Here is a 25,233-nt window from a genome sequence, read left to right as displayed (position 1 = left end):
TGGTTACCCTGGTCCGCGTGCGGCCGGAGGATCTCGGCGGGCGGCCGATCGTGCTCGACGGCGGGCTCGCGACGGAGCTGGAGGCGCGCGGGCACGACCTGTCCGACGCGCTGTGGTCGGCCCGTCTGCTCACCGACGCACCGGACGAGATCGCGGCGGCGCACGCGGCGTTCTTCCGCGCGGGGGCCGAGGTCGCGATCACCGCGAGCTACCAGGCGAGCGTCCCCGGCTTCGCCACGCGCGGCCTCGGCGCGCGCGACGCCGAGGTCCTGTTGCGCCGCAGCGTGGATCTGGCCCGCCGGGCGCGGGACGAGGTGTCCGGGGACGGCCGCGCGCGGTGGATCGCGGCGTCGGTCGGTCCCTACGGGGCGTTCCTGGCGGACGGATCCGAGTACCGCGGCCGCTACGGGCTCACCCGGCGGGAGCTCGTCGCGTTCCACCGGCCGCGGCTGGAGGTGCTCGCGGAGGCCGGCCCGGACGTGCTGGCGCTGGAGACCGTGCCGGACGCCGAGGAGGCCGAGGCTCTGCTCGAGGCACTGGACGTGGTCGACGTCCCGGCCTGGCTTTCGTACACCGTGGACGGTGCGCGCACGCGCGCGGGGCAGCCGCTGCGGGAGGCGTTCTCCGTCGCGGCCGGCCGGGGCCGGATCCTCGCGGTCGGGGTGAACTGCTGCGCGCCGGGGGACGTCGCAGCCGCGGTGCGGATCGCACGCGAGGTCACCGGGAAACCCGTGGTGGTCTACCCGAACAGCGGTGAGGGCTGGGACGCCGTCCGGAGAGAGTGGACGGGCGAGTCGCGGTTCGCGCCCGGTGACGTCGCGGGCTGGCTCGGCGCGGGGGCGGCGCTCGTCGGTGGCTGCTGCCGCGTGGGGCCTGCCGACATCGCGGCGCTCGCCCGCGTGTGCTCCGCTGTGGACTGACGTCTCCGCACGGCACGCGGACTATCACTCGAACGGTGGGTTGTCCTGGTTCGGCTCGGCGCTTCCCGGCCGGTCATGTGAACCTGGGGTTCCGGGTACCCAGCGTTGTCCATTCGCGACATTCCGGCCGGTGGTGACCGCCGTCGGCCGAGGAAGGACGTGGAACCGGATGAACATCATGGAATCGTTCAACGACGCGCTCCGAGCGGTGATCACGTTCCTGCCGAAGTTCGCCGTCTTCCTGGTGATCCTGCTGATCGGCTGGCTGGTCGCCAAGGGGCTGCGCAAGCTCGTGCACGTCGTCCTCGACCGGCTGAACTTCAACCGGGCCGCCGAGCGCGGCGGCATCCAGCAGGCGCTCGCACGGTCCAAGTACGACGCCACCGGACTGATCGCGGCCCTGGTGTACTACGCGGTCCTGCTGATCGCGTTGCAGATCGCCTTCGGTGTGTTCGGGCCCAACCCGGTGAGCACGATGCTGACCGCCATCGTGGCGTGGCTGCCGCGCGCGATCGTCGCGATCGTGATCGTCGTGGTGGCGGCGGCGATCGCCAGCGCCGTGCGCGATCTGGTCGGCAGCGCGCTCAGCGGGCTCGGCTACGGCGCCGTGATCGCCAGGGTCGCGCAGGTGTTCATCGTGGCGCTCGGTGTCATCGCGGCGCTCAACCAGATCGGGGTGGCCACCAGCGTGACCACGCCCGTGCTGGTCACCGTGCTCGCCACCCTCGGCGGTGTGATCGTGGTCGGCGTCGGTGGCGGTCTGGTGCGGCCGATGCAGCAGCGCTGGGACGGCTGGCTCAACCGCGCCGAGCGCGAACTGCCGAACGCCAAGGCGCAGACGCAGGCCTACCAGCGGGGCCGGGAGGACGCGGCCAGGGTGGGTGCTCAGGACCCGCCCACCGAGCCGACGCCGCAGCAGCCCGCCGGGCAGGCGGGGGCGCCCAGGGACTACCCGGGGTGAGGTGACCCGGCGAGACAGGTGGGGTGTGGCCGAGGGCCGCACCCCACCGTCGTGCCCGGGCGGGTCCTCAGGAGAACAGCGACGGATCGAGGCCGGTGCCGGGCAGCAGTACGGGGCCCGCGACCGCGAGCAGGCACACCGCGGCGAGCCGCAGGGCGAACCAGTCCGTGCCCGCGGACTGCCATCCGGACTCGGCGGCGACGTCCTGCACGCCCCGCGCGTAGCCCGCCAGTTCCACCACGTCGACGCGGCCGCCACTGAACGCCAGGATGTCGCGGACGGCGGCGGCGTGCTGGTCGACCCTGGCGAGCAGACCCGGGGTGAGCGCGCCGAGACCGACGCCGGCACGGCTGAGCCGGTCCGCCAGCGACGCCAGCTCACGGCGCGCGGCGGACTCGTGCCACACGTGCAACCATCCGCTCATCGCCCGTAGCATACGAGCCGCCGTTCGCGCACGGCGAAACGGGGTGAACCACTCGTTCGTGAGTAGTGGTGGGAGCGGGTCGCGGCGCTCTCGGACAGTGACCTCGGGCCCACTCCCGGTAGCGCGAGACGGCGGTGCCGCCGGTTCACCGTGCGGCGCACCGGCCGCCCGGCGGCCACGGGCCACGGCGGACGTGGCGGGTGGACGCTCTAGTCTGGCCGCGTGACAGGGAGGTGCCGGTGAGTAGTGACGAGGGACGGCTGATCGCCGGCCGCTACCGGCTGCACAGCCGCATCGGCAGCGGAGCCATGGGCGTCGTGTGGCGCGCGGTGGACGAGCGGCTGGACCGCACGGTCGCGGTGAAGCAGCTGCTCCTGCCACCCGGGCTGAGCCAGGCGGAGGCCGAGAGCGCCCGGCAGCGGGCGTTCCGCGAGGGCCGGATCGCCGCGCGCCTGCAGCACCCCAACGCCATCGCCGTCTACAACGTCGCGGACGACGAGGGCAGGCCCGTCCTCGTCATGGAGTACCTGCCGTCGCGCAGCCTCGCCGCGGTGCTCGACGAACGCGGCACGCTGCCGCCCACGGAGGTCGCGCGGATCGGAGCGCAGACCGCGTCCGCGCTGGTCGCAGCGCATGCCGCCGGGGTGATCCACCGGGACATCAAACCCGGCAACATCCTTCTCGGCGACGACGGCGCCGTGAAGATCACCGACTTCGGCATCTCCCGTGCGGCAGGCGACATCACCGTCACGAAGACCGGCCTGCTGGCCGGGACCCCCGCGTTCCTCTCGCCGGAGTCCGCGCGCGGCGAGGAGCCCGGCCCCGCGTCCGACGTCTTCTCGCTCGGCGCCACGCTCTACGCCGCCGTCGAGGGCAGGCCCCCGTTCGGCTCCAACACGAACGAGATCGCCCTGCTGCACTCCGTCGCGACCGGCCGGGTGGACCCGCCCCGGCAGGCGGGGCCGCTGACCGGGCCGCTCAACGCGATGCTGCGACCCGAGACGGCCGCCCGGCCCACGATGGCCCGTGTCGTCGAGCTGCTCGGGGACGTGGCCGCGGGCAGGCAGCCCGCGGCCCCGGCGGATCCGCCGACCGTTCCCGCGGCCCCGCGCCCGCCCTCCACCAGGCTGGACCTGCACCCCGCGCCGGTGCCGCCCCCACCCGTGCCCGCGGAGGGTCCGCCGCCACCGGCACCCGGCGCTCGGTCCGGCAAGCGGGTCGTCCTGTCCGTGCTCGCCCTGCTGGCCGCCGCGGCCGTCGGCGTGCTCGTCGCGGAGCTGTTCGTCGGCGCGGGTGCCTCGACCTCGGCGAACGAGGATGCCGCGGGGAACGCGGCGGCCGCCACCACGACCGCCAGCCCCGCTCCGGCCGGCTCGGCCGCCCCCACCACGACCACGACGACCACCACCACGACCACGACCACCACGACGTCCGAGACGACCGACCCCGAGGTGCTGACCAAGGCGGTCAAGGACTACTACTCACTCCTGCCCCGGCAGACCGAACGCGCCTGGGAGCGGCTCGGCCCCGGGCTGCGCGCGCAGGGCCAGGAGGCCTACGAGCGGTTCTGGAACGGCATCGAGAAGGTCAAGATCGTCTCCGGCCCGCAGGTCGCCGGAACGAACGTGGTGGAGGTCGGTCTCGAGTTCAAGCGCGAGGACGGCGGCCGGATCCGGGAGATCCACCGGCTCGGCTTCGTCGCCGAGGAGGGGACCGCGCTCATCGACTCCGACGAGCTGGTGTCCTCCACACAGGTCGAGGACGGCGACCAGGACGACGACAACTGACCTGCCCGGACGCAGGGGTACCCGGCCCGGCCGTGCCCGGGGGTGAGATAGTGCTGCAGCCGCACACCGCGTCAGTGAACACCGGGGGAGCGTTGTCCGAGGAGAATCCGACCGAGCCACGCAGCACCGAGGGCACGGGCGACCACGGTCCCGACACGACCACTCCGTCCGGTGCGGCATCCGGCGACCAGGCGGAGGCCACCGTCGTCACCAGCGTGGCCAGCCCGTGGCCCGGAACCGACCCCGACGTCACCGCCGACGAAGCCCGCGACGCCACGGAATCCACGGAATCCACGGAATCCACGGTCACCACGGATACCGTGCCCGCCACGGATCCGGAGGCGACCGTGCGGACGGCCGTGGTGCGCCCGGATTCCGGCGAGGCCGGTGCCGACGCGGGACCCGAGCCCGGGGATTCCGGGGACGGCGGGGATGCCGAGCGGACGGCGTTGCTGGGCGCGGTGGCCGCTGATGTGGTGCCGGAGCGTGGTGCCGCGGGCGTGGGTGGGTCTGGTGCCGACAGTGGCGGCGAGCCCGGCGAGTCTGGGGAGCCCGGGGATTCTGGGGAGGCCGGGGGCACCGACGGCGCCGGGGATGCTGGTGGTGCCGGGGATGCCGAGCGGACGGCGTTGCTGGGTGTGGTGGCCGCTGATGTGGTGCCGGAGCGTGGTGCCGCGGGCGTGGGTGGGTCTGGTGCCGACAGTGGCGGCGAGCCCGGCGAGTCTGGGGAGCCCGGGGATTCTGGGGAGGCCGGGGGCACCGACGGCGCCGGGGATGCTGGTGGTGCCGGGGATGCCGAGCGGACGGCGTTGCTGGGTGTGGTGGCCGCTGATGTGGTGCCGGAGCGTGGTGCCGCGGGCGTGGGTGGGTCTGGTGCCGACAGTGGCGGCGAGCCCGGCGAGTCTGGGGAGCCCGGGGATTCTGGGGAGGCCGGGGGCACCGACGGCGCCGGGGATGCTGGCGGTGCCGGGGATGCCGAGCGGACCGCCTGGCTGGGCGCGGTGGCCGCCGGCCCGACGCCGGACCACGGCACGGAAACCGGCTCCGGAACCGACCCGGACACCCCGGCCGAATCCGCGGCGGCGTCCGCTGTGGACAGCACGGTCTCGCGGCACCGGCTCGTGGCGCGGCTGCGGAAGGCCGGTGTGGTCGCGGGCGCGGTGGCCGGCGCCCTCGCCCTGCTGTACGCGCTCGACCTGCTCGTCACGAGCGGTGACGTCGTCCGCGGCACCACGATCGCCGGTGCCGACGTCGGCGGGCTCGACCGCGCCGAGGCCGAACGGCACCTGCGGGACACCGTGGGGCCGCGCCTCGACGAGCCCATCCAGCTCTCCGCGGCGGGCACCATGCAGGCGCTGGACCCCACGGCGGTGGACCTGACCGTCGACTGGGCGGCCACCCTGGACATCGCGACCGACCAGCCGCTCAACCCGGTCACCCGGATCGCGTCCTTCTTCACCACCAGGGAGACCGGGGTCGTGTCCCGGGTGGACGACGAGCGCCTCGCCGCCGCCGTCGAACGGGTGCGCTCCGAGGTGGACCGGGAGGCGGCCGAGGGCACCGTCCGGTTCGACGGGGTCCGGCCCGTCCCCGTCGATCCGGTGCCCGGCAGGCGGCTCGACGTCGCGGCCACCACCGACCTGATCCTGCGGCACTGGGCCGGGCCGGGCCCGCTGCGGCTGCCCGTCGCGACGATCCCCGTCCTCACCACGCCGCAGTCGGTCCAGGACGCGCTGCGCCGGATCGCCGCGCCCGCCGTGTCCGCCCCGGTCACCGTCCACGGCGACGGGGCGGACGCCCAGCTGCCGCCCGCGGCCATCGCCCGGTCCCTCACCTTCGCCCCCGGCCGCGACGGCACGCTGCGGCCCCGGATCGACCAGGACGTCCTCGCCAAGGCGGCCGGGCCCGCGCTGGCGGACACGGAGAAACGCGGCCGGGACGCCCGGTTCTCGTTCCAGGGCACGAAGAAGGTGTCGATCGAGCCGTCGCGGCCGGGCCGGGAGATCGACTGGAACGCCACCTTCGCCGGACTGCCCGACGTGCTCGCCAGGGAGGACCGGCGCGCGGTCACCGCGAAGTACACCGAGCGGCCCGCCGCGCTGACCACGGAGGAGGCCAGGGCGCTCGGCATCCGCGAGGTGATCGGCGAGTTCACCACCGGCGGATTCGCCTACGACTCGGGCATCAACATCCGCGTCGTCGCCGAGGAGGTCGACGGCGCGGTCGTCAAGCCGGGGGAGACGTTCAGCCTCAACGGTTACACCGGTCCGCGCGGCACCGAGCAGGGTTACATCGCGGCCGGCGTCATCAAGGAGGGCGCGCCGTCCAGGGCCGTGGGCGGCGGGATCTCCCAGTTCGCCACGACGCTGTACAACGCGGCGTACTTCGCGGGCATGCGCGACACCGAGCACAAGGAGCACAGCTACTACATCAGCCGGTACCCGGAGGCACGCGAGGCGACGGTCTTCCAGAACCCGGACGGCAGCAGTGTCATCGACCTGAAGTTCACCAACGACGCGCAGACCGGGGTGGTCATCCAGACCATCTGGACGCCGTCGGACATCACGGTGCGCCTGTGGGGCACCAAGCGGTACGAGGTGGAGTCGGTCACCGGTGAGCGCCACTCGTACACCTCGCCGCAGACGATCACGAAGCCGGCGGGCAACTGTTCGCCGAGCAGCGGATCCAGCGGGTTCACCAGCAGCGACACCAGGATCATCCGGGACGCGGAGACGGGGGAGGAGATCCGGCGGGAGACCCGCACGGTCGTCTACAACCCGCAGCCCCGCATCGTGTGCGAGGAGCCCGAGCCCGAGGAACCCGAGGAGTCCGAGGAACCCGCCGAGCCCGAGGGCGCGGGGCAGCCGTCCGGTTCCGCCCAACCGGACGGCTGAGTTCCCTCACGAGGGCAGCAGCGGGCCGTCGAACGCGGCGAGGAGCGGGCCGGCCAGCAGCCCGACCGCGATCGTGACCGGCGCCGCCGCCAGCGCCACGGCACCGGCCTGCGGCGCCGGGCGGCCCGCGAAGTCGCCCGACCGCACCGCGGGCACGATCCAGCGCAGGTAGTAGAAGACACTCGCCACCGTGTTCACCACGGCGAGCACCACCAGCCAGCCGAAGCCCGCGTCCAGCGCGGCGGTGAACACGGTCAGCTTCCCGGCGAACACCGCCGTCGGTGGAGTGCCGACCAGCCCCAGCAGGAGCACGACGAGCGCCAGCGCGAGCCACGGATACCGCCGCCGCAGCCCCGTGTAGTCCGCCAGCGTGCGTGTCTCGGGCAGCGCGCACACCACCGCGAACGCGCCGAGGTTCGTCACCGCGTACGCCGCGAGGTACAGCAGCAGTGCGGGCAGCGCCAGGTCGCTGCGCGTCGCCGCGGCCACCGCCAGCAGGACGTAGCCGACCTGGCTGATCGTCGAGTACGCGAGCAGCCTGCGCACGCTGTCCTGGAAGAACGCCGCCAGGTTCCCCAGCGTCATGGTCGCCGCGGCGATGATCGCCACCACCAGCGGCCAGTCCAGGTCCGTCGGCGCGAGGACGGTCCCGGCGAACCGGTGGATCGCCACCACCGCACCGATCTTGGGGACCGTCGTGACCAGCGCGCCCACCGGTGGCCGCGCGCCCTCGGTCACGTCCGGCACCCAGAAATGCGCCGGAACCGCACCCGCCTTGAACAGCAGCCCGGCGAACAGCGCCAGCACCCCGACGGCCACGGCGGCCCCCGGTCCGCGCGGCAGCGACTCCGCCAGCACCCGGTACGCGGTGGCGCCGCCGCCGCCGAACAGCACCATCACCCCGAACAGCAGCGTCACCCCGAGCAGCGCGCCGAGCAGGTAGTACTTCAGCGCGCCCTCGGTGCCCGGCGCGTCCTTGGCGAACGCCGCCAGCGCGTACAGCGGGACGCTCGCCAGCAGGTACGCCGCCGCGAGCAGCATCGTGTCGGCCGCCCCGGCCAGCAGCACCGCGCCCAGCCCGCCGAGCAGGGTGAGCACGACGAACTCGGTCTCCCGCGCCGCGCCGCGGACCTCCCCGGCCGCCAGCGCGAACACGAGCAGCAGCGCGCCGAGCACGATCACTCGCGTCCCGGCGAGTGCGACGTCCACCGTGTACACACCGTCGAACGCGGGCGTGCCTCCGGCGGGCCAGCGGGCCACCGCCACCGCCAGCGCCGCCGCGACCGCCGCGGCGGCCAGCGCGCGGACGACCCACTGCCGGTGCCGCGGCAGGAAGGAGCCCAGCAGCAGGCCCAGCACCGCGGCCGCCGCCACCAGCATCTCGGGCAGCACGCGCAGCAGGTCACGGGACATCGAGGTGCTCATAGCACTCCCCGCGCCGCCGGTTCGATCACGTCGAGCAGGAACCGCGGGAACAGTCCGATCGCGACGGACAGGGCCATGAGCGGTCCGATCGCGAGCGTCTCGCTCACGGTCAGGTCGCCGGTCACCACCGTACGGCTCGGGCCGAGGAAGATCCGCTGGTAGGCCCGCAGCAGCAGGACGGCGGTCAGCAGCACCCCGAGCAGTGCCACGGCCGTGGCCACCGGGGCGCCGGAGAGCGATCCGGTGAAGATCTGGAACTCGGCGACGAAGCCGGAGAACCCGGGCAGCCCCAGCGAGGCGAACACGGCGAGCGCGGTGAGCCCGGCGAACGCGGGCAGTTGCCGCGCCAGCCCGCCGTAGGAACCCAGGTCATAGGTGCCGCCCCGGTCGTGGAGCACCCCGGCGAGCAGGAACAGCGCCCCGGTGATCAGTCCGTGGCTCACCATCTGCGTCACCGCGCCGGTGATCGCCAGCTGGCGCGCCTGCTCCTCGGACGCGGCGACCAGCGCGGCCGCGCCGAACGCGAGCACGATGTATCCCATGTGGTTCACCGACGTGTAGGCGATCATCCGCTTGAAGTCCCGCTGCGCCATCGCCACTAGCGCGCCGTACAGCACGCTCACCACACCGACCACGACGATCACCGGCGCGTACGCGCGCCAGGTGCCCGGCAGCACCGGCAGCACGATCCGGACGAACCCGTACGTGCCCATTTTCAGCAGGATCCCGGCCAGGATCGCCGAGCCCGCCGCGGGCGCCTCCACGTGCGCGGGCGGCAGCCACGTGTGCACGGGCACCGTCGGCGTCTTGATCGCCAGCCCCAGCACGAGCGCCAGCAGCACCAGCCCCGCCACGGCGCCCCGGCCCGCGGCCGGGTCCTGCCGCGCCAGCTCGACGATGTCGAAGGAGTGCGGGGAGGAAAGCAGGTAGAGCCCGAGGAACCCGAGCAGCAGCACCAGCGAGCCGAGGAACGTGTAGAGGAAGAACATGAGCGCGGCGCGCGCGGCGCCCCGGTGGCCCCACCCCGCGATCACGAAGTACATGCCCACGATGGACAGGTCGAAGAAGACGAAGAACAGCAGCAGGTCGAGCGCGGTGAACACGCCGAGACACACGGTCTCCAGGAACAGGAACAGCGCCGCGAACGCGCGCATCCGCCGCGTCCGGCGCACCGAGTAGACCGCGCAGGCCAGGAACAGCACCGCGGTCAGGGCCAGCAGCGGCAGACTGAGCCCGTCGGCGCCGACGTGGTAGCCGGCGCCGACGCTGGGGATCCAGCGGTGGTGCTGCTCGAACGCGTAGCCGTCGGGCGCGGGGGAGTAGGTCACCCACATCGCCGTGACGAGCGCGACCTCGACCGCGCTCGTGGCGATCCACGCCCAGCGCACCGTCCGGTCGCCCGCGCGGGGCACCGCGAGCAGCACGGCCGCCACCACCACGGGCAGGAAGATCACCAGGGTGAGCACGGATCCCCTTTCCTCAGAGCACGATCAGCAGCAGCGCGAGCACCGCGAGCGCCACCACCGCCTGCGCGTAGTACTGATGCAGCTGCCCGGTCTGCGGTCGCCGCGCGAGCCCGCCCAGCCACCGCCCGCCGCGCGCCACGCCCCGCACGGCCGCGTCGACCGTGGGCTCGAGCCGTGCGCCGGTGAGCCTGGCCGAGGCCAGGCCGGCCCGGGACACCGCCCGCACGCCGCCGTCGACCAGCCGGTCGTCGAACCGTGCCAGCAGGGTCGCGGCGACGTCGGCGGGCAGGACGACCGCCCGTCGTGCCGCGTGCTCGAGACCGAGCCACCCGGCGAGCGCGGGGGAGGAGGGCAGGTCGCCACGCCGCCGGACCGCTGCCGCCGCCGCGGCGGCGGCGAGCAGCGCGATCGCCGCCGACGTGGCCAGCTCCGCGCCCGTCGGTTCCGGCGTGGCGGCCGCATCGACGGTGTCGCCGAACGCGTGCCACACCGGCGGCAGGGCGAGCGCACCGCCGAGCGCCGCGCCCGCGGCGAGCGGGGGCAGCGGCGCCACCTGCCACCGGCGCACGCGCCGGGATCCCTCGGGAGCCGGGGCAGGCCCGTCGTCCGGCGGCGACCACACGAGCGCCAGCGCGCGGCCCGCGTAGCCCGCGCTGAGCGCGGTCGCGGCGAGTCCCAGCAGGTACAGCGGGACCGACGTGTGCAGCACGCTCGCCAGCACGGCGTCCTTCGCCGCCCACAGGGACAGCGGCGGGAGACCGGCGAGCGTCACGGCGCCCACCGTGAACGACAACCCCACCACCGGATCGCCGCGCGCGGCGGCCCGCAGCAGGGGCAGTTCCTGCGTGCCGAGGGCGGTCAGCCACGCGCCCGCGGCGAGGAACAGCATGCTCTTCGTCACCGCGTGGGCCGTCAGCTGTGCCGTGCCCGCCGCCACGCCGCCCGCGCCGGCGGCCATGACCATGAAACCCACCTGGGCACAGGTCGACGCCGCGAGCAGCTGCTTGAGATCACGCTGCACCACCGCCACGGCGCCGAGCGCCAGCGCGGTGAGCAGCCCGGCCCAGAGGGTCAGCGCCGCGGCCCAGCCGGTGGCCGCGAGCAGCGGCTGCAGGCGGAGCAGCAGATAGGCACCGGCCGCGACCATGGTCGCCGAGTGCAGCAGCGCCGACACCGGGCTCGGGCCCGCCATCGCCCGGGACAGCCAGAAGCTGAACGGCAGCTGCGCCGACTTGCCGAACGCGGCGAGCAGGACACCCGCCGCGGCCAGGTCGCGCCAGCCCGCGGGCAGGGTCCCGAGCTCGTCCAGTGCCAGCGCGGTGGCGCCACCGGCGAGCGCCGCGCCCGCCGCGAGGTACAGCCCGAGATCGGCGGCCCTGGTGGTGAGGAAGGCGATCGTGCCGGAACGGGCGCGGTCGGCGTCCTGCCACCAGAAGCCGATCAGCGCGTAGGAGGTGGCGCCCATGATCTCCCACGCCAGCAGCAGCGTGGGCAGGCTCGTGGCGGTGACGGTCACCAGCATCGCGTCGGCGAACAGCAGCAGGAAACCGCACAGCCGCGCGCGGGCCTCCGCTGGGCCGAACTCACCCGCGCCGAACACCAGCACGGCGAGCAGGACGACCCCGACGAGCACCACCAGCACCGCGGACAGCCCGTCGACGCGCAGCCCGAACGGCATCCCGGCGAGAAACGGCGCCGACACCGAGGGCCGCGTCACGGCGGCCGTGACCGTGAGCGCGAGGGTCACGGCCGCGGCGGGCAGCGCCACGGCGGGCGCCCAGCGGTCCGCGCGCCCGCCCGTGAGCAGCAGGGCCGCGCCCGCGACGAGGGGGACGGCGACGAGGACCCAGAGCACGGTCAGCCCCGCAGATCCGCGGCCATGTCCGTCATGTCCACGTCCCTGGCCCGGAACACCGCCGTGGTGACGGCGAAGCCCACGGCCATCTCGATCGCCATCGCGGTCACCGCCAGCACGACCACCACCTGCCCGTCCGGGCGGTCCGGGGCGGCGAAGTACCAGAACGCGGCCGACCCGACGAGCACCGCGTTGATCATCAGCTCCAGCCCCATCATGATCATCACGATGGACTGCTGCGACAGCGCGCCGAACAGGCCGACGCTGAACAGCGCCGCCGCCAGGAGCAGGTAGTCCTGCAGGCTCACCGGCCGACACCTCCCCGCACCGGGTCGTCGGGACGGTCCCGGTCAAGGCGGTCGCCGTAGCGGTCGTAGCGGCCCCGGTGCGTGGCCAGCACCACCGTCGCCACGATCGTCGCGAACAGCGCGAGCCCCAGCACGATCATCACGAGCATCTTCGAGCCCATGAGCGCCTCGCCCAGCGAGTACACCGGCTGCTCCGGCCGCGGCGCGCGGGAGGTCGGCCAGTCCACGAGGTAGACACCCGCCGCGAGGACCGCGAACGTGCCCCCGGCGATCGCCAGCGAGCCCTTCTGGTTGTGCAGCATGCTCATCGGCATCAGCCCGGCCGGGTTCATCATGTACATCACCATGAACACGACCATGATGACCATCTCCATGATCATCATGAGCACGACCAGGATCCCGAGGTAGGTCAGCTCCACGAGCAGGATCGTGCCCGCGCCGAAAAGGAACGACGCCAGCAGCGCGAAGGTCGCGCGCGCCATCGAGTCCACCCGGAACACCACGATCCCCGAGGCCACCGCGCCCGCGGCGCACAGCCAGAAGACGATCTCACGCCACACCGGACACACCGTCCCTCGTCCACTCGCGACTACAGCACCAGGATCGACACGAACAGGGCCTGCAGCAGCGTCGCCGGGATCAGCACGAGCCACGCCACCTCGGCGAACCGCTCCATCCGCACGGCCGGCAGCCGGTGCCCGGCCCAGACCAGCACCGCCAGCACCGCGGCCGTCTTGAGCACCGACCACAACCAGCCCGGCAGCAGCGGTCCCCCGCCCGCGCCGAGAAACAACGCGACGGCCATCCCGGCTCCGGACACCAGCAACACCCACCGGCCGGCCAGGAACACCAGCCGGTCCACACCGGACAGCTCGGCGAGCACGCCGCCCGCGACGTCCTGGCCCGTCGGCTGGTCGAAGGGCGGGCGGAACGCCATCGCCAGCACGGTGAGCAGGAAGACCACGAAGGCGACCGGCATCCACACCACGAACCACAGGTCCCGCTGGGCGGCCACGACGTCGGCCACCCGCAGCGAGCCCGCACCGATCGCGGCCGACGTCAGCGCGAACATGTGCGGCAGCTCGTAGGCCAGCCCCTGCGCGACGAACCGGTACCCCGCGACCAGCCCGAACATCGAGTTGGCACCCCAGCCCGCCAGCCACACCGCGCCCCAGGCCACGATCTCCATCGCGTTGAACCAGACGATGCCCACGGACAGGTCACCGACCGACCACCGGCCCAGCGGCGTCACGAGGGAGGCGAGCACCCCCGCGGCGAGCAGCGCGACCCCCGCGGTACGCCACAGCAGGGTGTCGGCGGCCGGCGTGCGGCGCCGCTGCTGCACCAGCAGGCCCGCCGCCGAGCGCACCGGCAGCAGCGCGGCCGCGGCCGGGCCCGGCGCGCCGGCCGTCCTGGCGCGCAGCGCGGCGTCGAGCGAGCAGGCGCCGGCCGCGAACACCGCGACCACGGCGGGCAGGAGCAGCGCGCTCCACCACGGACCTGGCTCAGGCACCGGCCACCTCCCGCGCGGCGAGCGCCTCCAGGTCCGGGTCGAGGCTCGCCACGGTGAGCCGGGCGAGTGCGAGTTCGCTGCCCCGCAGCAGCCAGGGCAGCGCCTCGACCGTCCACTGTGCCTGCTCGGCCCAGTCCGGCAGCGGAACGTCCTGGTCGAACCGGTCGAGCGCGGCCTCCGCCGCGGTGGCGTGGCGGCGCAGCCGCGCGAGCGCGTCGCCGGCCAGTTCGGGCGGCGGGGCGGCGTCCGCGGGCACGGCGCCCACGCCGGCCAGCGACCAGCGCAGCAGCGGGGACCGGCGCACCCGCCGGGCCCACTGGTGCAGCGGGCGGGCGACCTCCGCCGCGGCGAGGCCGGTCAGCACGCCGTCGCGCAGGCGGCGGGCGGCGACCGCCGCGCGGTCGTCCCCGGCGATCGACAGCAGCGTGGCGGCGGTGTCGAGATGGCGGGCCGCGCGCCGCCTTCCCGGCGGCCCCGGGCCCTCGCCCCACCACCAGGTCCTCCCGCCGGCCTCGGCGAGCCCGGGCGTGTCGACCTCGGCCTCCTGCAGCACGTCACCCTGCAGGACCGTGCGCACGACGAGACCCGCGGGCCAGCCGGGCAGCACCGGTCCCAGCGGGACGTGCAGCTGGTCGAGCGTCAGCCCGTCGCGGTCCTCGCCCCGCCCCGCCATCTCCGGCTCGGCTCCGCCGTGGACGGAGTCGGGGGCCGGCCGGCGCTGCCGGAAGGCGTCGCGCAACGTCGCCTCCGCGGCGGCCAGCTCGCCGTCCGCGTGCCCGGGATCGAGCACCGCGGCCCGCGCGCGGGGCGCGGGCAGCTGCTCCCACACGTGCTCCACCGCGTCGGCCGGTTCGCCCGTGGCGGGACCGGCGACCACGAGCAGGTTCGCCTCGGCCGGGCTCGCGGCCGGATACCATCCCCGGGTACGGATCAGCCGTTCGACGCGCAGGCGGGCCCCGGTGCCGCCCGGTACGGTGACCACCAGGGGGCGCACCGGGATCCGGCGCAGGAGCAGGGCGGTCAGGTCCGTCACGTCCACCGCAGCGCTCCTTCCCGCCCGGCATAGACCACGCCGACCAGGAGGATCCCGAGGAAGACGAACATCTCCGTCACCGCCTTCGCGCCCTGCTCGGCGACGACCACCGCCCACGGGTACATGAAGACCATCTCCATGTCGAAGGCGAGGAAGATCATCGTGATGGCGTACCAGCGGACATGGAAACGGGAGACCGCGTGCTCGGCCGCGTCGTGCCCGGAGAGGAACGGCCGCGCGCCCGCCCTGGTGCCGCCGAGGCGCAGCAGGTACGCCACCCCGTACAGTCCGCCCGCCGCGGCGAGCACCAGGGCGAGCGCGACCAGCGCGCCGGTGAGCGCCACCTGCACCTCCCTGCGACCGGAGCGGGATGTTGGCGCCTGTCGGCTACCCGGAACGGCCGGTTCTATGCATACGGTCGGCGGGAGACCGCGCCCGCCCTCGTTTGCTGCCCTACCCCCCTAGGGTATAAAGTGGGAGCATCGCCCGGCGGACGAGGAGATGGCGAGATGCGCGGATACACCGGAGACAAAGAGGCGTACCTGAAGCGGTTGCGCCGGATCGAGGGGCAGATCCGCGGCCTGCAGCGGATGGTCGAGAACGACGAGTACTGCATCGACGTGCTGACGCAGATCTCGGCGGCGACCAAGGCGCTGCAGTCCGTGTCCATCGGCCTGCTCGACGAGCACCTCAAGCACTGTGTGACGGAGGCCATCGCCGAGGGTGGCCGGGACGCCGAGGAGAAGGTCCGGGAGGCCAGCGAGGCCATCGCCCGGCTCGTCCGCTCCTGAGCCAGACACACCGACATCGCGAGAAGGGAAACGTTGATGACCCAGACGACCTACACCGTGACCGGCATGACCTGCGAGCACTGTGTCCGCTCGGTCACCGAGGAGGTCGGCGCGATCGAGGGCGTCACCGACGTCGCCGTGGACCTCCCCACCGGCGCGGTGACCGTCACCAGCGCGCACGAGGTCGACGACGCCGCGGTGCGCACCGCCGTCGAAGAGGCCGGATACGAGCTGCGGCCATGACCTCGCACGTCGACACGAGGCCGGGCGCCGCGCACGAGGTCGAGCTCGCGATCAGCGGCATGACCTGCGCGTCGTGCGCCAACCGCATCGAGCGCAAGCTCAACAAGCTCGACGGCGTCACCGCGAGCGTCAACTACGCCACCGAGAAGGCCACGGTGTCCTACCCGGCGGACGTCGAGCCGGAGCGGCTGGTCGCCGAAGTCGCGGCGGCGGGCTACGCGGCCACCCTGCCGCGGCCCGAGCCCCCTGCGGACCAGGGGGACGGCCAAGGCACCGGGGACGTGGGGGACGCCTCGGACATCTCGGACGCCTCGGACACCTCGGACCCGGCCGCGCGGTCGCTGCGGCAGCGGCTGATCGGGTCGGTCGTGCTCTCGGTGCCGGTGATCGCGCTGGCCATGGTGCCCGCGTTCCAGTTCACCTACTGGCAGTGGATCTCGCTGACCCTCGCCGCGCCCGTGGTCGTGTGGGCGGGCTGGCCGTTCCACCGCGCGGCGTGGACCAACCTGCGGCACGGCGCCGCCACGATGGACACGCTCATCTCGATGGGCACGCTCGCGGCGTTCGGCTGGTCCCTGTACGCCCTGCTGTTCGGCACCGCGGGCATGCCCGGCATGACCCACCCGTTCGAGTTCACCGTGGAACGGGTGGCCGCGGGATCCGCGATCTACCTCGAGGTCGCCGCGGGCGTGACGACGTTCATCCTCGCCGGCCGGTTCTTCGAGGCGCGCTCCAAGCGCCGCGCGGGCGCGGCGCTGCGGGCGCTGCTGGAGCTGGGCGCGAAGGACGTCACCGTCCTGCGCGACGGGCGTGAGCGGCGGATCCCCGCCGACCGGCTGGTCGTGGGGGACGAGTTCGTCGTCCGGCCCGGGGAGAAGATCGCCACCGACGGCGTCGTCGTCGACGGCGGTTCCGCGGTGGACGTGAGCATGCTGACCGGCGAGTCCGTGCCGGTGGAGGTCGGTCCGGGGGACACTGTGGTCGGCGCCACCGTCAACGCCGGGGGCAGGCTCGTGGTCCGCGCCACCCGCGTCGGCTCCGACACCCAGCTGGCGCAGATGGCCCGGCTGGTGGAGCGGGCGCAGGCGGGCAAGGCGGCCGTGCAGCGGCTCGCCGACCGGATCTCCGGGGTGTTCGTGCCGGTCGTCATCGCACTGGCGCTGGGCACGCTCGTGTTCTGGCTCGTGACCGGCGGATCGGCCGCGGCCGCGTTCACGGCGGCGGTGGCCGTGCTCATCATCGCCTGCCCGTGCGCGCTCGGCCTGGCCACGCCGACCGCGCTCATGGTCGGCACCGGCCGCGGCGCCCAGCTCGGCATCCTCATCAAGGGACCCGAGGTGCTGGAGTCGACCCGCCGCGTCGACACCGTCGTGCTCGACAAGACCGGCACGGTGACCACCGGCCGGATGGCACTGGTGGACGTGCACGTGGCCGAGGGCACCGACACCACGGAAGCGCTGCGCCTGGCCGGGGCGCTGGAGGACGCCTCCGAGCACCCGATCGCGCAGGCCATCGCCGCCGGGGCCCGCGACCGCGTGGGCGACCTGCCCGCCGTCGGCGAGTTCGCCAACGAGGAAGGGCTCGGGGTGCGCGGCGTCGTCGAGGGGCGCGCCGTGCTCGCCGGGCGGCCGCGCCTGCTCCAACAGTGGAGCCAGCCGCTGCCGCCCGACCTGGCCGAGGCCGTCGACGCGGCGCACGCCGAGGGCCGCACCGCCGTGGCAGTGGCCTGGGACGGGCAGGCGCGCGCGGTGCTGGTCGTGGCCGACACGGTCAAGCCCACCTCCGCCGACGCCGTCGCCCGGCTGCGCGGGCTCGGGCTGACCCCGGTCCTGCTCACCGGCGACAACGAGGCCGTCGCCAGGGCGGTGGCCGCGGAGGTCGGCATCGACGAGGTGATCGCGGAGGTGCTGCCCGAAGACAAGGTCGACGCCGTACGCCGCCTGCAGGCCGACGGCAAGGTCGTGGCGATGGTGGGTGACGGGGTGAACGACGCCGCCGCGCTCGCCCAGGCCGACCTCGGCCTCGCGATGGGCACCGGCACCGACGTCGCCATCGAGGCGGGCGACCTCACGCTCGTGCGCGGGGACCTGCGCGCCGCCGTCGACGCGATCCGGTTGTCGCGCCGGACGCTGCGCACGATCAAGGGCAACCTGTTCTGGGCGTTCGCCTACAACGTGGCCGCCCTGCCACTGGCCGCGGCCGGCCTGCTCAACCCCATGATCGCCGGTGCGGCGATGGCGCTGAGCTCCGTGTTCGTGGTGACCAACAGCCTGCGGCTGCGCCGCTTCCGCACCGCCGTCTGAGCCCGGCAGTGAATGGCACATTCCTTGCGTTCACCGCAGGGAATGTGCCATTCACTGCCGGGGAACAGCTCAGTCGCCGACCTGGCGGTTGCCCTTCGGCTTGCCGGGCTGGCCGGCGACGCCCTTGGGTGGCGGGTGGATCGGCTCGGCCGCGCTGTCCGGGGACACCGGTGAGCCGTGCCGGGTCGGCCCCGGCTGGTCCGGCCGGGTCTCCTGGTCACCGCCCGGTGACGGCTCCGCGCCCTGCTCCAGCTGCTCCAGCCGGTTCTCCAGGGTGGTCACGACCGGTGCCCGGTCGGCGTGCGCCCGCTCGTAGTCGAGCACCTGACGCACCTCGTCGGCCGTCAGCGACCGGATCCGGTCGCGCAGCGCGGGCACCGGCAGGTGGTCGTAGTCCGCGAGCGGAAGTTCCTCGCGGGCGGTCTCGGCCATGGCTGCCTCCTTGTCCTCGTTCACACGTCAGGGATGTGGCCTGGTCGCCTCCGCGTCGATCTCCGCGATCGCCGTCCGGACCGCGTCGGCCACGTCCCGCTCCGCCAGCGAGCGCGAGCGCTGCCCGCGTGCGGCCACCCGGACCGGCACGCCGCCGATCGCGCCCTCGCCCTCCTCTTCGTCCGGATCGACGAGCAGCAGCGACCGCACCGGACCGGGCCGCCGCGACAGCAGGTCGCGCACGTCCGGCCGCACGGGACCGCGGGTGACCACGTCGATCGGCCTGCCCAGCGCGTCCGGATCGGCCAGCATCCGCTCGGCCTCCGGAAACGCGTCCGGGGTGGCGAGGCGGCACCACACCACCTGCCGCTCGGACGTCAGCCGCCGCCAGGCCTCCGGCAGCTCCTGGTGCCATTCCTCCGCCGGGTCGAGCACGAGCACGGCCGGCGCCTCGAAATCGCCCTCCTGGACGACGGAAGTACCCACTGGCCGCTCCTTCCCGGCGACACGTCCGGCGTCATTCCCCGAACGGGTAGGTCTCGGGCTCGCCCGCCTCGGGTTCCCAGGGATGCAGCGGAGCAAGCGCGTCCGTTCGATCACAGTGGACGAACACGTCGTACCGGTCACCGAGCACCGTGGGCACGTCGCCGCCCACACGGCCGAGCTCCGGGTCGTAGACCACACCGATCGCGCGGTGTCCGCGAACGGCCGAGGCCCACCCCGGTGCGCGGTCGCCGTCGAGCACGAACAGGCTGTCGCGGTCGGGTACCGCCTCGTGCAGCAGCGCCTCGGTGGTGCCCGGCCGGGCCTCCGGCACCGGCATCCGGCTCACCGGGCCGCCCCAGAAGCCGGACGCGAGGACGGTGCCGGAGTGGGTGCCGAAACCCACGGCCACGACCCCGTCCCCGGCATGCCGCTCGCGGACCAGCTGCCCGACGTTGAACATCCCGGCGGAGGCCATCGAGGTGGCCCTGGCGTCGCCGATGTGGGTGTTGTGCGCCCACACCACGGCCTTGGCGTCCGGGCCGTACGCTGCGACGAGCCGGTCGAGCGTGTCGGTCATGTGCTCGTCCCGCACGTTCCACGAACGGGCCCCGCCGCGCACCATCTCGCGGTAGTAGCGTTCGGCGCCCGCCACGATCTCCGCGTTCTGGGCGGCGACGAACGCCGGGTCGAGGCCCTCCGTGGCGGAGCCCGCCGCCTTCGACCGCAGCCCGGCCAGCAGCCGCACGACCTCCTCCTCGCATGAACTGGGCACGAGCGAGGCGGCCGAGCGGGCGTACGAGGCCGGGTCCTCGTGGTGCGGTTCGAAGCAGTGGTAGGCCTCCATGGCGGCCTCCACCTGGTCCGGCTCGTGCTCGCGGAGGTAGTCGAGGATGTCCCGCAGCGAGTCCCACAGGCTGTAGACGTCCAGCCCGTGAAAGCCCACCGGCGGGCCGCCGGGACGCGCCGTGTTGAACCCGCGCAGCCACCCCGCGAAGTCGGCGACGTCCTCGTTCGCCCACATCCACGTCGGCCACCGACGGAATCCCCACAGCACCTGCCTCGGGTCGTTCGGGGCGCCCGGCGCGCCGGTGACGCAGCAGTGCACGCGGTGGCAGTCGGGCCAGTCGCCCTCCACGGCGACGAACGAGAAGCCGCGCTCGTCGATCAACCGCTTCGTCAGCTCGGCCCGCCACCGGTAGAACTCCGCCGTGCCGTGCGAGGCCTCGCCGATCAGGACGTAGCGGGCCGCGCCGACCCGCTCCAGTACCGGGTCGAGATCCTGCGGGCTGCGCAGCGGCACCGCGTCCTGCCGGGCACGCGCGACATCGTTCTCCATCGTTGTCTGGTTTCCCGCCGCCGGTGGGGCGAAACCGGCGAATAGGTGCTGTCCGGGCCGGGTAACCGGCCGCCGTCGGCAGGAAGGAGGAACACCCGTGATCAGGCATCAGGATCTCGTCGACTCCGTCCGGCGGCACGCCGGGGTGGACACCACCGAACAGGCGAGGGGCGCCACGACGGCGGTGCTGCGCACGATCGGGCACTGCCTGCGCCCCGAGGACCGGCGGCGGCTGGCGGAGGACCTGCCCGGCACCGTGGCCGAGGCGGCCGACGTGCCCGGCCAGCTCGAGGCGCGCGATGCCGACGAGCTGCTGACGGAGGTGGCGTACCGGCTGGACACCACCCCGGAGCGGGCCCGGTACCTCGCCAAGGCCGTGGTCGCGGGGCTGCGGGACAACGACCCGGACCTGGTCGCGTTCCTCCGTGCCCGCGTGACCTCCGACCTGCTGGACGTCCTCGCGGCGGACGGCGACCCGCCGGACCGCGCGGAGAGCGTCCGGCCCGGCGAGCCCACCGAACTGTCCGATGAGGACGTTCAGCGGGCACTGCGTGGCCGCACCGGGTGGACGGGCGACCACACCGGGATCTCCCGCACGGTGGAGTTGCCGGACGACCGCGTCACCCCGCTGGTGGAGCGGGTTCAGCGCGAGGCGCGGGCGCGCAACGACCACGCGCACGTCGACCGGTTCCCCGGTGGCGTGACGTTCACCCTGCGCACGGGCAACCGCGGCGTGGTGACCCGGCCGGACCTGGAGCTCGCCGAGCGGATCGACGCGGCGGTCGAGGACGTCGGCTCGGGCGGCCGCCCCGGCTGACCGCGGTGCAGGGCACATTCCGTGCGCTGGAGGCAGGGAACGTGCCCTGCACCGCCCGCCGGGCGGGCTCAGCCGTCCGGTTCGAGGCAGTACACCGAGAACGCCTTGCGGATGACCGGCTGCGCCACGTTGCGGACGGGCACGCCGCCGGGGGTCTCGCCCTTCTCGGAGCCCAGGTGCGCGTGCCCGTGCAGCGCGAGCCGGGTGCCGCTCGCGTCGATCGCCTCGCCGAGCTGGTACGCCCCGAGGAACGGGAAGATCTCGGGCGGCTCGCCCGCCAGGGTCTCCGGCACGGGCGCATAGTGGGTCAGCGCGACCTTCGCGTCGCAGTCCAGGGAGTCCAGCGCGGACCGCAGCTTGTCCGCGATCTCCACCGTGTGCCCCACGAACGCCTTCATCTCCGGCTCGCCGAAGGCGCTGCCGCACTTGCCCGCGAAGCCGCCGCCGAAGCCCTTGACCCCGGCCACGCCGAGCGTCAGCCCGTTCACCGGCACCACCGCGGTGTCGCCCTCCAGCACGTGGATCCCCGCGTTCTCGAGGATCTGCCCCACCTCGGGGACGGCGTCGTCGTGGTAGTCATGGTTGCCGAGCACCGTGAACACGGGCACGCCGACGTCGCGGAACTCCTCGGCCACCACCCTCGCCTCGGCGGGTGTGCCGTGCCGGGTGAGGTCGCCCGCCAGCAGCAGGACGTCCGCGTGCTCGGGGAGGTGGTCCAGCGCGGGCCGCAGGCGGCCGCCGGCGTCCTCGCCGAGATGCACGTCCCCGACCGCCGCGACGCGGATCATCGGATCACCTCCGCTTCCCCCGGTTCGTCCGCCTCGACGACACGCACGTCGTTGTGGACGGTGGCCCCGGGCTCCCACTCGTGCAGGACCTGGCCGAGCTCCTCCTTGCAGGATTCGGAGGACACGGTGCCGGTGAGCCGGATGTCGTCTCCGTCGACGGACACCTGCACCCCCAGCTCGGACGTGCGGGGATCCTCGGCGAGCGCGCGGTGCAGTCTGGCCGCGCGGTACTCGGGTGCTTCGGACTCAGCCGGGCCGGACATCGGCGGTCCCTCCTTCCGGAACGGCGCGCAACGTGCCGGACAGGTCCCGGGCGTGCACGATGCCGAGCTCCGCGAGCAGGGTCAGGAACGCCCTGGCGTAGGGCGACGCGGCCGTCTCGCGGGCGACGCGGGACCAGTCCACCTGTTCCCGCAGTGCCCTGGCGATGGGCAGCAGCGGGGTGAAGTCGCAGCGATGCTCCTCCAGCACGAGGAGCTTGTCGACGAGGACGTCGGTCGCGGGCAGCACCGGGGCCCTGGCCGGCCCGATGCGCCGCTCGTCGGCCCGGCCGAGCAGCTCGTGGGTGACCTCCCGCTGGTTCGGGCGGTAGATCAGGTCGACCAGCCGGTCGCCGTCGTAGGCCTTGGTGAGCCAGTCCTCCGGCGGGTCCACCGCGCGCATGCCCTCGGCGACCAGCGCCTGCCGCGCCGCGGCCGCGTCGTCCTCGGTCACGAGGACGTCCACGTCGTGTTCCGTCGCGGGGCCGCCGTGCGCGTACACCGCGCATCCGCCGGCGATCGCGAACGGGATGCCGCTGGCGCGCAGGATGCTCGTCACCTTGGTCACGGTGCGCAGCAGCTGCTCCTGGTCCACGTCCACGAGCACCGGGTACCCGGTTGTCCGTGCCGCCAACCGGGGGCGTTTGCCCCCGGCCCCGCCGGGTACGCGCTGGGCACGGTGACGAGAGGAGGCGGCCATGGCGCGGCCGAACCCGATCACGATGCAGAAGTACCTCTCCGGGGTGCACTACCCGTGCTCCCGCGACGAGCTGGTGGAGCACGCCAGGGACCAGGGCGCCGACGGCGACGTGCTGGAGCACCTGCGCTCCCTGCCGGACCGCACCTACGACGGCCCGAACGCGGTGAGTGCCGAGTACTCCCGCACCTGACGGCGGGTCCCGCCGGGCGCGGCACCCCCCGGGCGACGTTTACGCGCGGGGCGGGCGGACCACCCTGGCCGCAGGAGGTGCGCCATGACTGATCTCGCCGTGGAACTGGACCTGCCCGCCGCCGGTGCGGACACCGCGCGCGGCATCCGCATCGACAACCCCGTCGACGGTTCGCTCGTGGGCCGCATCGCGATGGCCACCCGCGAGGAGGTGACCGGGATGGTGGCCTCCGCGGGGCGGGCAGCGTACTCGTGGGCGCGGACTCCCGCGGCTGAGCGGGGTGCCGCGCTACGGGCGGCCGCGGCGGCCGTCCGGGACCGGGCCGACGACCTGGCCCAGGTGAACGAGCGGGAGACCGGCAAGCCGGGGGCCGAGGCCAGGGAAGGGGCCCTCGCGGGTGCGGGCACGCTGGAGCAGTACGCCGAGCTCGGGCCCGTGCACCGCGGGCGGAGCCTGCTGGGGGACGTGTCCGCCACCGACCTGATGGTGCCGGAGCCGCGTGGCGTGGTGGCCGTGCTGACGCCGTGGAACGACCCGGTCGCGGTCGCGTGCGGCCTGCTCGGCGCCGCGCTCGCCACCGGCAACACCGTCGTGTACAAGCCGAGCGAGCGGTGCCCGCACACCGGCCTGCTGCTCGGCGACATCCTCGCGCCGTACTTCCCGGCGGGGGTGCTGCACAGCGTCGCGGGCGACGGTGAGGTGGGCGCGTGGCTCGCCGGCAGCGCCGGGGTGGACGTGGTCGCGCACGTCGGCAGCACCCGCACCGGCCGGTCGATCGCCGAGGCCGCGGCCCGCACCGGCGCGAAGGTGCTGCTGGAGAACGGCGGCAACGACCCGTTGCTCGTGGACTCCGACGTGGACCCCGTGTGGGCGGCGAAGCAGGCCGCGACCGGCGCGTTCGTCAACAGCGGCCAGATCTGCGTCGCCGTGGAGCGGATCTACGTGCACCGTGCGGTGGCCGACGTGTTCACCGACGCGCTCGCGGCCGAGGCCGAGCGCACGGGCCTGCTGCCGCTGGTGGACGTGCCGCACCGGGACGGGGTGCACGAGCACGTGACCGACGCCGTCGCCCGTGGCGCCGTGCTGAAGGCCGGGGGCGTGGTGCCGGACGGGCCGGGCGCGCAGTACCCCGCGACGGTCCTGTCCGGTTGCGAGCCCGGAATGCGGGTGCTCACGGAGGAGACGTTCGGACCCGTCGCGCCGGTGCGCGTGGTGGAGGACTTCGAGCGGGGGCTGAACGAGGCGTGCGACGACGCCTACGGCCTCGCGGCGACGGTGCTGACCAGCTCGATGGAGCACGCCCAGCGCGCGTGGCGGGCGCTGCCGGTCGGCACGGTGAAGGTGAACGCCGTGTTCGGCGGCGCGCCCGGCGGGGCGGCCCAGCCGCGCCGGGCCAGCGGCCAGGGCTTCGGCTACGGCCCCGAGCTGCTCGACGAGATGACCACCACGAAGGTCGTCCACATCGAGCCCGCGCCCGGCTGAGCCCGCAGACCCATCCCCGCGCCGCAGTGGCGAGCGCTGCCTCGCTGCCTCGCCGCCGGTCTGAAGCGCACCCAATGTGGCGTTCGGTGCGTCGAGCGCACCGAACGCCACATTGGGTGCGGCCACCGTAGCGGGGCGCGTGGGGTGGGGTGGGGGGTCAGCGGGCGAAGAGGCCCACGAGGTTGCCGCGCGCCAGCGTGTGGTCCTTGGCGGCCGCGCGCACGTCCTCGGCGGTGGCACCTTCGCCGAGCCCCAGCGGCCGGTCGACGGCGTACAGCCGGAAGAAGTACCGGTGCGCGTCGTCGCCGACGGGTGGCTGGGGGCCGCCCCAGCCGAGCTCGCCGAAGTCGTTCCGGCCGGGCACGCCGCCCGGCGGCAGCTCGCCCTCCCCGGCGCCCCGGGCGTCCGGTGGGATGTTCGTGACCACCCAGTGCGTGAACGTGCCGCCCGGCGCGTCCGGGTCCTCGACCACGAGCGCCAGCTCCTCGGTGCCGTCCGGCACCCGTGTCCACTCGAGCGGGGGCGAGATGTCGTCGCCGACGCGGGAGTAGCGGTCGGGAACGATCGTGTGGTCGCTGAACGCCGCGCTGCGCAGCTCCAGCTCCGCCGCCACCGGCCGGGGCGGCTGGTCGATCGACGGGTCGCCCCGGCTCGTGCCCCGGGTGCCCTGCGGTCCGGCCGCGCGCCCCGGGTCGCCGAGCGGGCGCGCCGGGTGCTCACGCTCCAGCCGCTCGTTGGCCGCCTCGTCCGCGTGCTGGTCCGGCACGCCACGGTCGTCGTACTCGGCCCGCAGCCGCGTGCGCCGCACGTCGTAGGAGT

The 25,233-nt window shown here is 74.2% G+C and carries 26 protein-coding genes; 10 read left to right on the top strand and 16 right to left on the bottom strand.

The window, feature by feature from the left end:
- Positions 1 to 17: 17 nt before the first annotated feature.
- The gene (gene mmuM / locus B0I33_RS19705; protein WP_245900850.1) at positions 18 to 920 is read left to right on the top strand and encodes a homocysteine S-methyltransferase; all 903 of its coding nucleotides are present in this window, start codon (positions 18 to 20) and stop codon (positions 918 to 920) included.
- 169 nt (positions 921 to 1,089) lie between these two features.
- Positions 1,090 to 1,881 (top strand): mechanosensitive ion channel family protein, encoded by a 792-nt coding sequence (locus tag B0I33_RS19700; protein WP_106180303.1) that lies wholly within the window; start codon positions 1,090 to 1,092, stop codon positions 1,879 to 1,881.
- A gap of 67 nt (positions 1,882 to 1,948) precedes the next feature.
- Here the strand turns inward: B0I33_RS19700 and B0I33_RS19695 are convergent, their stop codons facing one another.
- Positions 1,949 to 2,305 carry a DUF6401 family natural product biosynthesis protein gene (locus tag B0I33_RS19695; protein WP_106180302.1) on the bottom strand — a complete coding sequence of 119 codons (357 nt, stop codon included), beginning with the start codon at positions 2,303 to 2,305 and terminating at the stop codon, positions 1,949 to 1,951.
- A 239-nt stretch (positions 2,306 to 2,544) separates the two neighbouring features.
- On the opposite strand from B0I33_RS19695, the gene B0I33_RS19690 reads away from it, so the two are divergent.
- Together B0I33_RS19690 and B0I33_RS30725 are read left to right on the top strand one after the other, a co-directional pair.
- Positions 2,545 to 4,092, top strand: a complete 1,548-nt coding sequence (locus B0I33_RS19690; RefSeq protein WP_281259443.1) for a serine/threonine-protein kinase — start codon at positions 2,545 to 2,547, stop codon at positions 4,090 to 4,092.
- Between the two features lie 74 nt (positions 4,093 to 4,166).
- Positions 4,167 to 6,986, top strand: coding sequence for a VanW family protein (locus B0I33_RS30725; RefSeq protein ID WP_281259441.1), 2,820 nt, complete (start codon positions 4,167 to 4,169; stop codon positions 6,984 to 6,986).
- Positions 6,987 to 6,992: 6 nt separating this feature from the next.
- Here B0I33_RS30725 and B0I33_RS19680 read toward each other — a convergent pair whose 3' ends face one another.
- The 8 genes from B0I33_RS19680 to B0I33_RS19645 are packed head-to-tail and all read right to left on the bottom strand — an operon-like array spanning position 6,993 to position 14,930.
- A complete protein-coding gene (locus tag B0I33_RS19680; RefSeq protein ID WP_106180301.1) occupies positions 6,993 to 8,411 on the bottom strand; it encodes an NADH-quinone oxidoreductase subunit N in 1,419 nt (472 codons plus the stop codon).
- On the bottom strand, positions 8,408 to 9,877 hold the full coding sequence (locus B0I33_RS19675; protein ID WP_106180300.1) for a complex I subunit 4 family protein: 1,470 nt from the start codon (positions 9,875 to 9,877) through the stop codon (positions 8,408 to 8,410). The genes B0I33_RS19680 and B0I33_RS19675 overlap by 4 nt, the downstream gene beginning before the upstream one ends.
- A gap of 13 nt (positions 9,878 to 9,890) precedes the next feature.
- Positions 9,891 to 11,732 (bottom strand): proton-conducting transporter transmembrane domain-containing protein, encoded by a 1,842-nt coding sequence (locus B0I33_RS19670; RefSeq protein ID WP_106180299.1) that lies wholly within the window; start codon positions 11,730 to 11,732, stop codon positions 9,891 to 9,893.
- A gap of 2 nt (positions 11,733 to 11,734) precedes the next feature.
- Complete coding sequence (gene nuoK, locus B0I33_RS19665; RefSeq protein WP_106180298.1) at positions 11,735 to 12,040, bottom strand: NADH-quinone oxidoreductase subunit NuoK; 306 nt, start codon at positions 12,038 to 12,040, stop codon at positions 11,735 to 11,737.
- Positions 12,037 to 12,600, bottom strand: a complete 564-nt coding sequence (locus B0I33_RS19660; protein WP_106180297.1) for an NADH-quinone oxidoreductase subunit J — start codon at positions 12,598 to 12,600, stop codon at positions 12,037 to 12,039. Before B0I33_RS19660 ends, nuoK begins: the two co-directional genes overlap by 4 nt.
- Before the next feature lie 29 nt (positions 12,601 to 12,629).
- Positions 12,630 to 13,553: an NADH-quinone oxidoreductase subunit H gene (locus tag B0I33_RS19655; RefSeq protein WP_106180296.1), complete on the bottom strand. Its 924-nt coding sequence runs from the start codon at positions 13,551 to 13,553 to the stop codon at positions 12,630 to 12,632.
- Positions 13,546 to 14,592, bottom strand: a complete 1,047-nt coding sequence (locus B0I33_RS19650; RefSeq protein WP_245900849.1) for a hypothetical protein — start codon at positions 14,590 to 14,592, stop codon at positions 13,546 to 13,548. The genes B0I33_RS19655 and B0I33_RS19650 overlap by 8 nt, the downstream gene beginning before the upstream one ends.
- Complete coding sequence (locus B0I33_RS19645) at positions 14,583 to 14,930, bottom strand: NADH-quinone oxidoreductase subunit A (RefSeq protein ID WP_106180295.1); 348 nt, start codon at positions 14,928 to 14,930, stop codon at positions 14,583 to 14,585. Before B0I33_RS19645 ends, B0I33_RS19650 begins: the two co-directional genes overlap by 10 nt.
- A 165-nt stretch (positions 14,931 to 15,095) precedes the next feature.
- On the opposite strand from B0I33_RS19645, the gene B0I33_RS19640 reads away from it, so the two are divergent.
- The 3 genes from B0I33_RS19640 to B0I33_RS19630 are packed head-to-tail and all read left to right on the top strand — an operon-like array spanning position 15,096 to position 17,923.
- Positions 15,096 to 15,377, top strand: coding sequence for a metal-sensitive transcriptional regulator (locus tag B0I33_RS19640; protein WP_106180294.1), 282 nt, complete (start codon positions 15,096 to 15,098; stop codon positions 15,375 to 15,377).
- A 36-nt stretch (positions 15,378 to 15,413) separates the two neighbouring features.
- Positions 15,414 to 15,620 carry a heavy-metal-associated domain-containing protein gene (locus B0I33_RS19635; protein ID WP_106180293.1) on the top strand — a complete coding sequence of 69 codons (207 nt, stop codon included), beginning with the start codon at positions 15,414 to 15,416 and terminating at the stop codon, positions 15,618 to 15,620.
- Positions 15,617 to 17,923, top strand: coding sequence for a heavy metal translocating P-type ATPase (locus B0I33_RS19630; RefSeq protein ID WP_106180292.1), 2,307 nt, complete (start codon positions 15,617 to 15,619; stop codon positions 17,921 to 17,923). Before B0I33_RS19635 ends, B0I33_RS19630 begins: the two co-directional genes overlap by 4 nt.
- A 69-nt stretch (positions 17,924 to 17,992) precedes the next feature.
- Here the strand turns inward: B0I33_RS19630 and B0I33_RS19625 are convergent, their stop codons facing one another.
- From B0I33_RS19625 to B0I33_RS19615, 3 genes are read right to left on the bottom strand one after another with little or no spacing between them, the layout of a single operon-like run.
- Positions 17,993 to 18,355: a DUF8129 domain-containing protein gene (locus B0I33_RS19625; RefSeq protein ID WP_106180291.1), complete on the bottom strand. Its 363-nt coding sequence runs from the start codon at positions 18,353 to 18,355 to the stop codon at positions 17,993 to 17,995.
- A gap of 27 nt (positions 18,356 to 18,382) precedes the next feature.
- The gene (locus tag B0I33_RS19620) at positions 18,383 to 18,841 is read right to left on the bottom strand and encodes a hypothetical protein (protein WP_106180290.1); all 459 of its coding nucleotides are present in this window, start codon (positions 18,839 to 18,841) and stop codon (positions 18,383 to 18,385) included.
- A gap of 31 nt (positions 18,842 to 18,872) precedes the next feature.
- Positions 18,873 to 20,177: an erythromycin esterase family protein gene (locus B0I33_RS19615; protein ID WP_106180289.1), complete on the bottom strand. Its 1,305-nt coding sequence runs from the start codon at positions 20,175 to 20,177 to the stop codon at positions 18,873 to 18,875.
- A gap of 97 nt (positions 20,178 to 20,274) precedes the next feature.
- Between B0I33_RS19615 and B0I33_RS19610 the strand changes: the two genes are divergently transcribed.
- Positions 20,275 to 20,994: a DUF2267 domain-containing protein gene (locus tag B0I33_RS19610; protein WP_342750078.1), complete on the top strand. Its 720-nt coding sequence runs from the start codon at positions 20,275 to 20,277 to the stop codon at positions 20,992 to 20,994.
- 68 nt (positions 20,995 to 21,062) lie between these two features.
- Here the strand turns inward: B0I33_RS19610 and B0I33_RS19605 are convergent, their stop codons facing one another.
- Genes B0I33_RS19605 through B0I33_RS19595 form a run of 3 tightly spaced genes read right to left on the bottom strand, consistent with a single transcriptional unit; the run spans position 21,063 to position 22,643 of the window.
- Positions 21,063 to 21,782, bottom strand: a complete 720-nt coding sequence (locus B0I33_RS19605) for a metallophosphoesterase family protein (protein WP_106180288.1) — start codon at positions 21,780 to 21,782, stop codon at positions 21,063 to 21,065.
- Positions 21,779 to 22,045 (bottom strand): BON domain-containing protein, encoded by a 267-nt coding sequence (locus B0I33_RS19600; protein WP_106180287.1) that lies wholly within the window; start codon positions 22,043 to 22,045, stop codon positions 21,779 to 21,781. Before B0I33_RS19600 ends, B0I33_RS19605 begins: the two co-directional genes overlap by 4 nt.
- Entirely contained in the window at positions 22,029 to 22,643 is a 615-nt protein-coding gene (locus B0I33_RS19595; RefSeq protein ID WP_106180531.1) for a nucleotidyltransferase family protein, read from the bottom strand. The genes B0I33_RS19600 and B0I33_RS19595 overlap by 17 nt, the downstream gene beginning before the upstream one ends.
- Before the next feature lie 97 nt (positions 22,644 to 22,740).
- Here B0I33_RS19595 and B0I33_RS19590 point away from each other — a divergent pair, with 97 nt between their 5' ends.
- Both B0I33_RS19590 and B0I33_RS19585 read left to right on the top strand, forming a co-directional pair.
- Positions 22,741 to 22,932, top strand: a complete 192-nt coding sequence (locus B0I33_RS19590) for a DUF2795 domain-containing protein (RefSeq protein WP_106180286.1) — start codon at positions 22,741 to 22,743, stop codon at positions 22,930 to 22,932.
- Positions 22,933 to 23,016: 84 nt separating this feature from the next.
- A complete protein-coding gene (locus tag B0I33_RS19585) occupies positions 23,017 to 24,414 on the top strand; it encodes an aldehyde dehydrogenase family protein (RefSeq protein ID WP_106180285.1) in 1,398 nt (465 codons plus the stop codon).
- A 157-nt stretch (positions 24,415 to 24,571) separates the two neighbouring features.
- Here B0I33_RS19585 and B0I33_RS19580 read toward each other — a convergent pair whose 3' ends face one another.
- Positions 24,572 to 25,048, bottom strand: a complete 477-nt coding sequence (locus tag B0I33_RS19580; RefSeq protein ID WP_425440504.1) for a YbhB/YbcL family Raf kinase inhibitor-like protein — start codon at positions 25,046 to 25,048, stop codon at positions 24,572 to 24,574.
- Positions 25,049 to 25,233: the final 185 nt, after the last annotated feature.

Source organism: Prauserella shujinwangii, from assembly GCF_003001955.1.
Taxonomy (GTDB): Bacteria; Actinomycetota; Actinomycetes; order Mycobacteriales; family Pseudonocardiaceae; genus Qaidamihabitans; species Qaidamihabitans shujinwangii.
Note: the sequence above shows the minus strand (reverse complement) of the source record. Positions and strands in the feature narration are given on the sequence as shown.

What these genes read in the sequence shown, in the direction of transcription:
- B0I33_RS19635 (WP_106180293.1), top strand. Translation starts at nt 15,414, where the DNA reads ATGACCCAGACGACCTACACCGTGACCGGCATGACCTGCGAGCACTGT.
- B0I33_RS19700 (WP_106180303.1), top strand. Translation starts at nt 1,090, where the DNA reads ATGAACATCATGGAATCGTTCAACGACGCGCTCCGAGCGGTGATCACG.
- B0I33_RS19605 (WP_106180288.1), bottom strand. Translation starts at nt 21,782, where the DNA reads ATGATCCGCGTCGCGGCGGTCGGGGACGTGCATCTCGGCGAGGACGCC.
- B0I33_RS19585 (WP_106180285.1), top strand. Translation starts at nt 23,017, where the DNA reads ATGACTGATCTCGCCGTGGAACTGGACCTGCCCGCCGCCGGTGCGGAC.
- B0I33_RS19630 (WP_106180292.1), top strand. Translation starts at nt 15,617, where the DNA reads ATGACCTCGCACGTCGACACGAGGCCGGGCGCCGCGCACGAGGTCGAG.
- B0I33_RS19590 (WP_106180286.1), top strand. Translation starts at nt 22,741, where the DNA reads ATGGCGCGGCCGAACCCGATCACGATGCAGAAGTACCTCTCCGGGGTG.
- B0I33_RS19680 (WP_106180301.1), bottom strand. Translation starts at nt 8,411, where the DNA reads ATGAGCACCTCGATGTCCCGTGACCTGCTGCGCGTGCTGCCCGAGATG.
- B0I33_RS19625 (WP_106180291.1), bottom strand. Translation starts at nt 18,355, where the DNA reads ATGGCCGAGACCGCCCGCGAGGAACTTCCGCTCGCGGACTACGACCAC.
- B0I33_RS19600 (WP_106180287.1), bottom strand. Translation starts at nt 22,045, where the DNA reads ATGTCCGGCCCGGCTGAGTCCGAAGCACCCGAGTACCGCGCGGCCAGA.
- B0I33_RS19695 (WP_106180302.1), bottom strand. Translation starts at nt 2,305, where the DNA reads ATGAGCGGATGGTTGCACGTGTGGCACGAGTCCGCCGCGCGCCGTGAG.
- B0I33_RS19640 (WP_106180294.1), top strand. Translation starts at nt 15,096, where the DNA reads ATGCGCGGATACACCGGAGACAAAGAGGCGTACCTGAAGCGGTTGCGC.
- B0I33_RS19615 (WP_106180289.1), bottom strand. Translation starts at nt 20,177, where the DNA reads ATGGAGAACGATGTCGCGCGTGCCCGGCAGGACGCGGTGCCGCTGCGC.